The sequence below is a fragment of the Micromonospora sp. NPDC049089 genome, from assembly GCF_040648775.1.
Classification (GTDB): domain Bacteria; phylum Actinomycetota; class Actinomycetes; order Mycobacteriales; family Micromonosporaceae; genus Micromonospora.
Genome location: NZ_JBEZEH010000220.1, coordinates 1 through 11818, shown reverse-complemented (window position 1 = coordinate 11818; position 11818 = coordinate 1). Strand labels below are relative to the sequence as shown.

Here is an 11818-nt window from a genome sequence, read left to right as displayed (position 1 = left end):
GCCCGGCGCGGGGTACGCGCCGGGCCGCCGTCTCTGGTGTCAATCACGTGGTCGTCTGAGCGCGGGTCTTCCGGGCCGTGTCGATCAGGTCCCAGACCACGACCCCGGCCGCGCCCACAGCGATGGCCAGGCCGAGGCCTTCCCGGTTCTCGGCGTCCGCCACCCAGCTCAGGCGCTCGGCCAGGGCCGGGTTGAGCAGTCGGTCGGAGAGCGCGAGCCAGGCCAGCGGCACCGCGAACGCCAGGTCGAGCAGCACCTTCGTGCCGAACAGGGCCCAGGTCCAGCGGTCGATCCGGTACTTCACGACCTCGAAGACCACACTGAGTGCCAGCACGCCGATCAGCGCCGGCAGCCAGAACGACCACAGGGCCGGGTCGAGGATCGCGATGTTCTCGCCGTCGGTGTCGCTCACCCAGGAGTGGTAGTGCTGAAGCGGCAGGTACGCGATGGTCAGCACCAACATGATCACGGATGCGATGGTGTCGGCGAGGGGGATGCCTCGTCGTACCGGCGCGTCGGGCAACTGGTCGACGGTCCACTCCGGCAGGTCCACGGCCGTCTGGGTGCGCTCGATGATGGCGAAGGTCACTGTGAGCCAGAAGGCGATCTGCACCGCCACCTGAATTGCCGCGACGATGCCGGGCCCGATGGCGCCGAAACCCTTTCCTTCCGCCGCCTCGACCACCGTGACGATCGTGCCGACGAGCGCCGGGATGAAGCTGAGCAGCAGCTTCAGCAGCCGCAGCCAGAGCAGGTAGTAGGTCGGGCCGATGAGCTGCAACCGGCGGTCGGCGTACCGGGCGGCCAGCACGTCGGGGTTGCCCAGCTCGGTGAGCACCTCCCGCTCGGCGGTGGTGGCGTCCTGCCCGCCATCGGTCCGGCCCTCGATCATGTCGTCGATGGAGGCCCGCAGCTCGTTGGCGATCTCGTCGCGGCGCTGGGCGGGCACCGATCGCAGGGTGGCGGCGAGGTAGCGGTCGGTCAGGGTGTTCATCGTTCCACTCCTTGGATCAGCCCGGTGATGGAGGTCTGCACGGCGGCGAGGTCGTCGAGGAGCCGGTTCAGCATCGACTCGCCCTCGTCGCTGGTCCGGTAGAACTTGCGCGGTCGGCTCTCTTCGGTGTTCCACTCGCTGGTCAGCAGCCCCTGGTCCTCCAGGCGGCGCAGCAGCGGGTAGAGGGTGTTGGCGTCGACCGGGAAGCCGTGGTCGCTGAGCCGTTGCAGCAGTGCGTAGCCGTAGTCCGGTCGGCGCAGCGCGACCAGGCTGGCCACCACGACGGTGCCTCGACGCAACTCCTGTAGGTGCGTCCGTAGAACGTCCTCGCTAACCATGTGTCACACCATACTGTGTGGCACACAGTGTTGTCTACGCCGATATCATCGTGTCTGTTGGAGGTGTCGGCCGCGACTCGCGACCCCGCGCGGTGCCGGGGGCGGAGGCTCTTCGCTTCCCTTTGCTCTGCACCCGCGGATGCGCCAGGGCGGCGCCGCGGGTGGGTGCCGCGGGGTGGTGTGCATATACGGCAGCAGAGCAAAGGGAAGCGCGCACGGCAGTGGCCCGGCGCTCGGAGGACGCCAGGCCGGGTGATCTAAATGGTGACGCGCTCGCCGCGTCGGGCGCCCTACTCGAAGCGGGACACGTCCCCGGCTCCCCGGCGCAGGACCTCCGGCTCGGGCCCGGACAGGTCGATCACGCTCGTCGGCTCGCTGCCGCAGTCGCCCGCGTCGAGCACCGCGTCGAGCTGGTGGTCGAGCCGTTCCTTGATCTCCCAGCCCTGGGTCATCGGCTCGTCGTCGCCGGGCAGGACCAGGGTGCTGGACACCAGCGGTTCGGCCAACTCGGCCAGCAGCGCCTGGGTGACTGTGTGCCGGGGGACCCGCACGCCGACGGTCCGCTTCTTCGGGTGCAGCATCCGGCGGGGCACCTCACGGGTGGCCGGCAGGATGAAGGTGTAGCTGCCCGGGGTGGACGCCTTCACCAGGCGGAAGACCGCGTTGCTGATCTGGACGAACTGACCGAGCTGCGCGAAGTCGTGGCAGACCAGCGTGAAGTGGTGCCGGTCGTCGAGATGCCGGATCTGCCGGATCCGGTCCAGCCCGTCCTGGTTGCCCAGTTGGGTGCCGAGCGCGTAGCAGGAGTCCGTCGGATAGGCGACCAGCCCACCACCGCGGATCAGGTCGGCGACCTGGCCGATGACCCGGGGCTGTGGGTTCTCCGGGTGCACGTCGTAGTACCTCGCCATCCTCCGAGACTAGGCGCACGCGGGGAGGATCAGGAGACGAGGGCCACCCTCGGCGCGGACGGTGGAGCCGCCGAGATCACCTCGGTAGGGTAGGTCCCGGTCGGCTCCGACCAACAAGATCCACACCGCCGGGGGGCGCCACGCATGGCTGATTCGTTCGCGCATCTGCACGTGCACACCGAGTACTCGATGCTCGACGGAGCGGCCCGACTGAAGGACCTGTTCGCCGAGGCCAAGCGGCTGGGCATGTCCGCCGTGGCGATCACCGACCACGGCAACATGCACGGTGCGAACGACTTCTACAACCAGGCGATGGCCGCCGGGGTGACCCCGATCCTGGGCGTCGAGGCGTACGTGGCGCCGGAGTCGCGCTACCACAAGGCGCGGGTCAAGTGGGGTCGCCCGGAGCAGAAGAGCGACGACATCTCGGGTAACGGCGCGATCACCCACAAGACCATGTGGGCGAAGGACGCGAAGGGCCTGAAGAACCTCTTCACCCTCAACTCGCGCGCTTCCATGGAGGGGCACTACGTCAAGTGGCCCCGGATGGACATGGAGCTGATCGCCGAGCACGCCGAGGGGATCATGGCCACCACCGGCTGCCCGTCCGGCGCGGTGCAGACCCGGCTGCGGCTGGGCCAGTTCGACGAGGCACTCAAGGTCGCCGCCAGCTACCAGGACATCTTCGGTAAGGACAACTACTTCCTGGAGATCATGGATCACGGCCTCTCCATCGAGAGCCGGGTCCGCGAGGGGCTCACCGAGATCGCCCGCAAGCTGGACATCCCGCCGGTGGTCACGAACGACTCCCACTACACCCACGAGGCGCAGGCCACCGCCCACGACGTGCTGCTCTGCGTGCAGACCGGCAGCAACATCGACGACCCCAACCGGTTCCGGTTCGAGGGTGGCGGCTACTTCATCAAGAGCGCCGACCAGATGCGCGCTGTGGACTCGTCCGAGCTGTGGCAGGAGGGCTGCCGCAACACCCTGCTGGTCGCCGAGAAGGTCGACCCGAAGGGCATGTTCGAGTTCCACAACCTGATGCCGCGCTTCCCGGTGCCCGAGGGGGAGACCGAGGAGTCCTGGTTCCGCAAGGAGACCTTCGCCGGCCTGGGTCGCCGCTACCCGAACGGCATCCCCGAGGGGCACGTCGTCCAGGCGGAGTACGAGCTGGGCGTCATCAACCAGATGGGCTTCCCGTCCTACTTCCTGGTGGTCGCCGACTTCATCCAGTGGGCGAAGAACCAGGGCATTGCCGTGGGGCCGGGCCGTGGCTCGGCCGCCGGGTCGCTCGTCGCGTACGCGCTGGGCATCACCGACCTGGACCCGATCCAGCACGGCCTGATCTTCGAGCGGTTCCTCAACCCCGAGCGGGTCTCGATGCCGGATGTCGACATCGACTTCGACGAGCGTCGGCGCGGTGAGGTCATCAAGTACGTCACCGACAAGTGGGGCGAGGACAAGGTCGCCCAGATCGCCACCTTCGGCACGATCAAGGCGAAGGCCGCGATCAAGGACTCGGCTCGGGTCCTCGGTTTCCCGTACGCGGTCGGCGACCGGATCACCAAGGCGATGCCACCGGCGGTGATGGGCAAGGACATCCCGCTCACCGGCATCTTCGACAACAAGCACCCCCGCTACGCCGAGGCGGGCGAGATCCGCGGCCTGTACGACTCCGACCCGGACGTCCGCAAGGTGATCGACACGGCCAAGGGCATCGAGGGGCTGATCCGGCAGACCGGCGTGCACGCCGCCGGCGTCATCATGTCCGCCGAGCCGATCATCGAGCACATCCCGTTGACGCGCCGCGACGCCGACGGGGCGATCATCACGCAGTTCGACTACCCGACCTGCGAGTCGCTCGGGCTGCTGAAGATGGACTTCCTCGGCCTGCGCAACCTGACGATCATCGATGACGCGGTCAAGAACATCGAGCTGAACCACGGCCGCAAGCTCGACCTGCTGGGCCTGCCGCTGGACGACAAGGCCGCGTACGAGCTGCTGGCCCGGGGTGACACCCTGGGCGTGTTCCAGCTCGACGGCGGGCCGATGCGGTCACTGCTGCGGTTGATGAAGCCGGACAACTTCGAGGACATCTCCGCCGTCCTGGCCCTGTACCGACCCGGCCCGATGGGCGTCGACTCGCACACCAACTACGCGCTGCGCAAGAACGGCCTCCAGGAGATCACGCCGATCCACCCGGAGCTGGAGGAGCCGCTGCGGGAGATCCTGGCGCCCACCCACGGCCTGATCGTCTACCAGGAGCAGGTGCAGCGCGCCGCGCAGATCCTCGCCGGCTACACCCTCGGTCAGGCGGACCTGCTGCGTCGGGCCATGGGTAAGAAGAAGAAGGAGATCCTCGACAAGGAGTTCATCCCGTTCCGGGACGGCTGCCGCGAGCGCGGCTACTCCGACGAGGCGATCCAGGCGGTGTGGGACGTCCTGGTGCCGTTCGCCGGGTACGCCTTCAACAAGGCGCACTCCGCCGCGTACGGCCTGGTCTCCTACTGGACCGCGTACCTCAAGGCGCACTACCCGGCCGAGTACATGGCCGGGTTGCTGACCAGCGTCGGCGACGACAAGGACAAGATGGCGCTCTACCTGGCCGAGTGTCGCCGGATGCGCATCCAGGTGCTGCCGCCGGACGTGAACACCTCGGCCGGGCCGTTCACCCCGGTCGGCAAGGACATCCGCTTCGGCCTGGCCGCCGTCCGCAACGTCGGGGCGAACGTGGTCGCCTCGATCATGCGCTGCCGGGAGGAGAAGGGCGAGTACGCCGACTTCTACGACTTCCTGTCCAAGGTGGACGCGGTGGTCTGCAACAAGAAGACGATCGAATCGCTGATCAAGGCGGGTGCGTTCGACTCCCTCGACCATCCCCGCAAGGGCCTGCTCGCGGTGCATGCCGACGCGATCGACGCGTACGCCGACGTCAAGCGCAAGGAGGCCGTCGGCCAGTACGACCTGTTCGGCGCCGGGTTCGGTGACGCCGACACCGGCAGCACCACTGTGATGCCGACCATCGGCGACAGTGAGTGGGACAAGCGCGACAAGCTGGCCTTCGAGCGGGAGATGCTCGGCCTGTACGTCTCCGACCACCCGCTGTTCGGTCTGGAGCACATCCTCAACGCGGCAGCCGACACCACCATCGCCTCCCTGGCCGAAGAGGGCGGGGTGCCCGACGGGGCGGTCGTCACCCTCGCCGGCATCCTCTCCGGGGTGCAGCGCCGGGTCACCAAGCAGGGCCGTGCCTGGGCGTCGGCCACCCTGGAGGACCTGGCCGGTGGGGTGGAGGCGCTGTTCTTCCCCAACACCTACGAGGTGATCGGGCAGTACATCGCCGAGGACGCCATCGTGGTGGTCAAGGGTCGGGTGGACCGCCGCGACGACACCCCACGGATCATGGCGATGGACATGTCCATGCCGGACGTCAGCACCAGCGCCACGAACAAGCCGGTCACCCTCACCATCCCGGTGCACCGCTGCACACCACCGCTGGTGGAGAAACTCAAGGAAACCCTGGTGCTGCACCCCGGCGACACCGAGGTGCACGTCAAACTCCAGAACGGCGGGCGCACCACCACCCTGCGGCTGGGTCCGTTCCGGGTGGCGGCGACGACCGCGCTGATGGGTGACCTGAAGAGCGTCCTCGGTCCGGCCAACGTGAGCTGAGCCGCATCGGTCCGGCCGGCCTGCGCCGGCCGGACCGCCGGGCTCAGACCCGCTCGGGGGCGCTGATCTCCCGCAGTTGGCCGTCGGCCAACCGCAACCAACGCTGCACGCCGATCTCGGCGAGGAACCGTTCGTCGTGGCTGACCACCACGAACGCCCCCTGGTACGCCGACAGCGCGCTCTCCAGCTGACCCACGCTGACCAGGTCCAGGTTGTTTGTCGGCTCGTCGAGCAGCAGCAGTTGCGGCGCCGGCTCGGCGCAGAGCACACAGGCGAGGGTGGCGCGCAGTCGTTCACCGCCGGAGAGCACCCCGACCGGCAGGTTGACCCGGGCCCCCCGGAACAGGAACCGGGCGAGCAGGTTCATCCGCTTGGCGTCCGGCAGGCTCGGCGCGTACGCGGCGAAGTTCTCCGCCACCGTGCGGTCGAGGTCCAGCAGGTCCAGCCGCTGCGACAGGTACGCGATCCGTCCCTCGCCGCGCTTCAGCTCACCGCCGGACGGTTGCAGGTCACCGTTGACCAGGCGCAGCAGGGTCGACTTGCCGACGCCGTTCGCCCCGGTCAGCGCGATCCGTTCCGGTCCCCGGATCACCAGGTCGGCGCCGTCGCCGCCGAACAACTCCCGGTCGTCGAAGTGGGCCCGCATCCCCTGGCCGGAGAAGACGGTGCGCCCGCCCGGGACTGTGGTGTCCGGCAGGTCCACGACGATCCGGTCCTCGTCGCGTACCGCCCGGCCCGCCTCGTCGAGTCGGGCCTTGGCCTGACCGAGCCGGGACGAGTGCGTTTCCTGCGCCTTGCCCGCCGACTCCTGCGCGCTGCGCTTGAGCCCACCGGCGACGATCCGGGCCAGGCCGGCGTTCTTCAGGTTCTTCGAGGCGTTGCTGGCCCGCCGGTCGGCCCGTTCGCGGGCCTGCTGCATCTCCCGCTTCTCCCGCTTCACCTCCTGCTCGGCGTTGCGCAGGTTGCTCTCGGCCACCTCCCGCGCCGCCTGCACCGCCTCCGTGTACGCGGTGAAGTTGCCCCCGTACCAACGGATCTCGCCCTGGTCCAGCTCGGCGATGCGGTCCATCCGGTCCAGCAGTTCCCGGTCGTGGCTGACCAGCAGCAGGCACCCGGACCACTCGGTGAGGACGTCGTAGAGCTTGTGCCGGGCCTCCAGGTCCAGGTTGTTCGTCGGCTCGTCGAGCAGCAGCACGTCCGGGCGGCGCAGCAGTTGCGCCGCCAGACCGAGGGAGACCACCTGGCCGCCGCTGAGGGTGTGCAGCCGGCGGTCGAGCGACAGCTCACCCAGGCCGAGGCGGTCCAGCTCCGAGCGGGTGCGCTCCTCGATGTCCCAGTCGTCGCCGATGGTGGCGAAGTGCTCCTCGGCGGCGTCGCCGGCCTCGATGGCGTGCAGCGCGGCGATCCGCTCGGCGACGCCCAGCACCTGCGCCACGCTCAGGTCGCCGACCAGCGGCAACGTCTGCGGGAGGTAGCCGAGCACACCGTCGACGGTGACGCTGCCGCCGCTGGGCGGCAACTCCCCGGCGATCAGCCGCAGCAGGGTGCTCTTTCCAGCGCCGTTGGGCGCGACCAGGCCGGTGCGACCGCCCGGGACGGTGAAGGACAGCTCCGAGAAGACCGGGGTGTCATCCGGCCAGGAGAAGGAAAGGTTCGAGCAGACAATGAACGCATCAGACATGCGAGTGACCTCGAAGGGTGGGGTGGGCGCGCCTCAGCCGCCCGACGACAACGGGAACCGGTGGAACGACGACATGGCCCCGGCGGCTGCGCCGAACGCGCGCCGAACCGATGGCCGAACACATCCGGTCTCACCCGGAGATGTCGTCGTCACCCGCCATGTCTGGTCTCCCTGGTCGTGTCACTAGCCCAACTCCGCCGAGTCTAACAACGGATCTTCAGTCCGCCAGCGCAATAGGGTGCAGCGCTCGGTGTTCCAGACGGCCCTGCTTCGACCGTCGATCTTGCACTTGTTGTTGACTAAATGTCGCTATTGAGGTCAATGGTCCCGACAGTAAGTGCAAGATCGACGGATTGCTCAACGGGGTCGGTACTCGACCTCGGGGCGGCCGGGGGTGCCGTAGCGCGGGGTGCGGGCGGCCCGGTCGACGGTCACCAGATACTCCAGGTAGCGGCGGGCGGTCACCCGGGAGATGCCGGTCAGCGCGCTCACCTCGGTCGCGGACAGCCCGACCTCCGTGCGGGTGCCGTCGGTGAGCGCGGCGCGTACCCGATCGAGGGTCTGCGCGTCGAGCCCCTTGGGCAGGCTGTGCCCGGCGGTGCCGCGCAGGGTGGCGAACATCTGGTCCACCTCGTGCTGGGCGGCGACCTCACCGTCGGCGAGCGCCTGGGCGCGGTAGTCGGCGTACCGCTCCAGCTTGTCGCGGAACGCGGCGAACGTGAACGGCTTGAGCAGGTAGTGGGTCACCCCGAGGGACACCGCTGTGCGCACCACCGCCAGGTCCCGCGCGGACGTCACCGCGAGCACGTCGACGCTGCTGCCGGCCGCCCGCAGCGCCCGGCAGACGTCCAGGCCGTGCAGGTCGGGCAGCCGAAAATCCAGGAGTACGAGGTCCACGTCGCCGCCGTCGTTGGCGCGCAGGGCCGCCATCGCCGCCCGCGCGGTGTGCGCCACCCCGACCACCACGAAACCGGGAACCCGTTCGGTGTACGCGCTGTGCGCCTCCGCCAGCAGCGGCTCGTCCTCGACGACCAGTACCCGGATGGCGCTCATGACCGCCCAATTCTGCCCGGCAGCCGAACGGTGAACAGGCTGCCGCCGTCGTCGGAGCGACAGACCTCGGCGCTACCGCCGTGCCGGCGTACCACCTGGCCGACCAGCGCCAGGCCGAGACCCCGGCCGGTGCTCTTGGTGGACCAGCCGCGCCGGAACGCGTCGGCGACCCGCTCAGGTGCCAGACCGGGGCCGCTGTCGGCCACCCGAACCACCAGCTCGTCATCGGTCGCGCCGACGAAGACCCGCACCCGGCGCGGCGCCGGGGTGCCGGCCACCGCCTCCAGGGCGTTGTCGACCAGGTTGCCGACAACGGTGAGGAGATCTCCGGTCGGCAGCGGGCTGTCGTCGAGGCGGCAGTCCGGCTCGACGACCAGATCCACTCCGCGCTCGCCGGCCTGTGCGGACTTGCCGAGCAACAGCGCCGCCAACGCCGGCTCGGTCACCGCGCCGACCACCCGGTCGGTCAACTGTTGGGCGAGGGCCAGGTCCCGGGTGCCGAGCCGGACGGCCTCGTCGGCGCGACCCAGCTCCACCAGCGTCAGCACGGTGTGCAGCCGGTTGGCCGACTCGTGGGTCTGCGCCTGCAACGCCTCGGTCAGCGCGCGCACCGAATCCAGCTCGCTGGCCAGGGTGCGCAGCTCGGTCTGGTCGCGCAGGGTCAGCACGGTGCCGAGCGCCGCGCCCTCGAAGCGGGTGGTCCGCTGGTTGGCGACGAGCACCCGGTCACCGGCGACGATCGGCTCGTCGCGGGCGTCGCGGCCGGAGTCGAGCAGCTCGGCCGCCGCGGGCGGCAGGTCGATCCCGGCCACCGGCTGGTCGATGACTGGCGCGTCCGCGTCGAGCCCCAGCAGCCGGCGGCCCTCGTCGTTGACGAGCGCCACCCGACGATCGGTGGTGAGCACGACGAGACCTTCCCGCACCGAGTGCAGAACCGCGTCGTAGTACTCGTACATCCGGGTCATCTGGGCCGGCCCCAGACCGTGTGTCTGGCGGCGGAGCCGGCGGCTGAGCAGCCAGGAGCCCGTCGCGGCGAGGGCCAGAGCCGGCGTGACCACACCGAACAGCACCGGCAACTGGCCGAGCAGCTTCTTGTCGATGGCGCGGGTGGTGATGCCCACCGAGACCAGACCGACGAGGCGTCGCTGCTCGTCGTACACCGGAACGACCGCGCGCACCGACTCGCCGAGCGTCCCGACGTTGGTGGTGGTGAACGGGCGGCCTGCCAGGGCGGGCCCGATCTCGCCGACGAACGGCTCGCCGATCCGGTCCTTCGTCGGGTGCGAGAAACGGGTGCGGTCGGGGGCCATCACCACCACGAAGTCGGTGCCCGTGGCCTGCCTTGTCGATTCGGCGTACGGCTGGAGGACCTTCGCGGGGTCGACGGTCGTGAGGGCCTCGCGGACGTCCGGGGAGCCGGCCACGGTCTGCGCCACCGCGAGCACCTCCTCCTGCGCGGCCTGGCGGGAGTCGCTGCGGGCCAGCCAGACGGCGCCCGCCGCGCCGGCCAGCACGAGCAGCGTCACCACCATCGCCTGGAGGGCGAAGAGTTGCCCCGCGATGCTCCACTGGCGTCGGGCCACCTCCACCACCCTCCTCGTCGCGCCACCGTTTCCGCCGACGCGGTGAACAGAATGACCGCAAGGCTGTCAACGGGTGAGACGCGCTTCACATTGTCGACATGGACACCACCGCATCCGCCACCACCCCGGCACCGGCGGTCCGCCGGGACCGTACCCGTTACCTGTATCTGGCCGTCATCGTGGCCGTGGTCGCCGGCATCGTGGTCGGCCTGGTCGCCCCCGATTTCGGCAAGGAACTCAAGCCGATCGGCACCGGCTTCGTCAACCTGATCAAGATGATGATCAGCCCGGTCATCTTCTGCACCATCGTGCTCGGCGTCGGCTCCGTACGGCAGGCCGCGAAGGTCGGCAAGGTCGGCGGCCTGGCCCTCGGCTACTTCCTGACCATGTCGACGGTCGCGCTCGCCATCGGCCTGGTCGTCGGCAACCTCATCCACCCCGGTTCGGGCCTGAACCTCGGCCCGGACCTGGTCGGCTCCGGCAAGGCCGCCGCCGGTGACGAGGCCGCCGGTACGGCCGACTTCCTGCTCGGGATCATCCCGACGACGCTGCTCTCCTCGCTCACCGAGGGCAAGGTGCTCCAGACGCTGCTGGTCGCCCTGCTGGTCGGCTTCGCCGTTCAGGCCATGGGGCGGCGGGGTGAGCCGGTGCTCAGTGCCATCACCGTCATCCAGCGGGTCGTCTTCAAGGTCCTTGCCATGATCATGTGGCTGGCACCGATCGGCGCGTTCGGCGCGATGGCCGCCGTGGTCGGCGCGACCGGCGTGGACGCCCTCAAGAGCCTCGCCCAGATCATGGTGGGCTTCTACGCCACCTGTCTGATCTTCGTGTTGGTGTTCCTGGGCGCGCTGCTGTGGTTCGTGGCCCGGATCTCGATCTTCTCGCTGCTGCGTTACCTGGGCCGGGAGTTCCTGCTGATCCTGTCGACCTCGTCGTCGGAGTCGGCGCTGCCGCGGCTGATCGCCAAGATGGAGCACTTCGGTGTGAGCAAGCCGGTCGTCGGCATCACGGTGCCGACCGGCTACTCGTTCAACCTGGACGGTACGGCGATCTACCTGACCATGGCGTCGCTGTTCATCGCCGACGCGCTGGGCAAGCCGTTGGCCATCGGCGAGCAGATCTCGCTGCTGCTGTTCATGATCATCGCGTCGAAGGGTGCCGCCGGTGTCACCGGCGCCGGGCTGGCCACGCTGGCCGGCGGCCTCCAGTCGCACCGCCCGGACCTCGTCGACGGGGTCGGGCTGATCGTCGGCATCGACCGGTTCATGTCGGAGGCTCGGGCGCTGACCAACTTCGCCGGCAACGCGGTGGCGACGGTACTGGTGGGAACCTGGACCGGCGAGTTCGACCGGGAGCGGGCGACCGCGGTGCTGAGCGGCAACGACCCGTTCGACGAAGCCACCATGGTCGACGAGCATGACGACGAGGCGGCGTCCCGCCCCGACGAGAAGGAGGCCACGCCCGCCGGAGCCCCGGCCTGAGTCGAGGCCTGGACCCGGGCTCGCGGCGGCGCAGCGCCGCCGCGACCCCGTACCCCCGGTGATCAAGAGGTTTGCGTCACCCATCCCGGGGTGTCGTGACGC

At 69.5% G+C, this 11818-nt stretch carries 8 protein-coding genes; 2 read left to right on the top strand and 6 right to left on the bottom strand.

The window, feature by feature from the left end; translation table 11 throughout:
* Window positions 1-43 precede the first annotated feature (43 nt).
* The 3 genes from AB0B48_RS28295 to AB0B48_RS28285 form a co-directional block, all read right to left on the bottom strand.
* Entirely contained in the window at window positions 44-994 is a 951-nt protein-coding gene (locus AB0B48_RS28295) for a permease prefix domain 1-containing protein (protein WP_357206792.1), read from the bottom strand.
* On the bottom strand, window positions 991-1332 hold the full coding sequence (locus AB0B48_RS28290) for a PadR family transcriptional regulator (RefSeq protein WP_124862757.1): 342 nt from the start codon (window positions 1330-1332) through the stop codon (window positions 991-993). The genes AB0B48_RS28295 and AB0B48_RS28290 overlap by 4 nt, the downstream gene beginning before the upstream one ends.
* A 290-nt stretch (window positions 1333-1622) precedes the next feature.
* Window positions 1623-2243, bottom strand: coding sequence for an L-threonylcarbamoyladenylate synthase (locus AB0B48_RS28285; protein WP_355007286.1), 621 nt, complete (start codon window positions 2241-2243; stop codon window positions 1623-1625).
* A 144-nt stretch (window positions 2244-2387) separates the two neighbouring features.
* Between AB0B48_RS28285 and dnaE the strand changes: the two genes are divergently transcribed.
* Window positions 2388-5918, top strand: a complete 3531-nt coding sequence (dnaE, locus tag AB0B48_RS28280; RefSeq protein WP_357206790.1) for a DNA polymerase III subunit alpha — start codon at window positions 2388-2390, stop codon at window positions 5916-5918.
* Window positions 5919-5961: 43 nt separating this feature from the next.
* Here the strand turns inward: dnaE and abc-f are convergent, their stop codons facing one another.
* The 3 genes from abc-f to AB0B48_RS28265 form a co-directional block, all read right to left on the bottom strand.
* The gene (gene abc-f / locus AB0B48_RS28275) at window positions 5962-7599 is read right to left on the bottom strand and encodes a ribosomal protection-like ABC-F family protein (RefSeq protein ID WP_357206788.1); all 1638 of its coding nucleotides are present in this window, start codon (window positions 7597-7599) and stop codon (window positions 5962-5964) included.
* 357 nt (window positions 7600-7956) lie between these two features.
* Window positions 7957-8652, bottom strand: a complete 696-nt coding sequence (locus tag AB0B48_RS28270) for a response regulator (RefSeq protein WP_355007291.1) — start codon at window positions 8650-8652, stop codon at window positions 7957-7959.
* Window positions 8649-10241, bottom strand: coding sequence for a sensor histidine kinase (locus AB0B48_RS28265; protein WP_357206786.1), 1593 nt, complete (start codon window positions 10239-10241; stop codon window positions 8649-8651). The genes AB0B48_RS28270 and AB0B48_RS28265 overlap by 4 nt, the downstream gene beginning before the upstream one ends.
* A 92-nt stretch (window positions 10242-10333) precedes the next feature.
* Here AB0B48_RS28265 and AB0B48_RS28260 point away from each other — a divergent pair, with 92 nt between their 5' ends.
* Window positions 10334-11716: a cation:dicarboxylase symporter family transporter gene (locus tag AB0B48_RS28260; RefSeq protein ID WP_357206784.1), complete on the top strand. Its 1383-nt coding sequence runs from the start codon at window positions 10334-10336 to the stop codon at window positions 11714-11716.
* The last annotated feature ends 102 nt before the right edge of the window (window positions 11717-11818 follow it).

Excerpts from the sequence above, each read along its gene's own strand:
- AB0B48_RS28285 (WP_355007286.1), bottom strand. The coding sequence starts at position 2,243 with ATGGCGAGGTACTACGACGTGCACCCGGAGAACCCACAGCCCCGGGTC.
- abc-f (WP_357206788.1), bottom strand. The coding sequence starts at position 7,599 with ATGTCTGATGCGTTCATTGTCTGCTCGAACCTTTCCTTCTCCTGGCCG.
- dnaE (WP_357206790.1), top strand. The coding sequence starts at position 2,388 with ATGGCTGATTCGTTCGCGCATCTGCACGTGCACACCGAGTACTCGATG.
- AB0B48_RS28295 (WP_357206792.1), bottom strand. The coding sequence starts at position 994 with ATGAACACCCTGACCGACCGCTACCTCGCCGCCACCCTGCGATCGGTG.
- AB0B48_RS28260 (WP_357206784.1), top strand. The coding sequence starts at position 10,334 with ATGGACACCACCGCATCCGCCACCACCCCGGCACCGGCGGTCCGCCGG.
- AB0B48_RS28290 (WP_124862757.1), bottom strand. The coding sequence starts at position 1,332 with ATGGTTAGCGAGGACGTTCTACGGACGCACCTACAGGAGTTGCGTCGA.
- AB0B48_RS28270 (WP_355007291.1), bottom strand. The coding sequence starts at position 8,652 with ATGAGCGCCATCCGGGTACTGGTCGTCGAGGACGAGCCGCTGCTGGCG.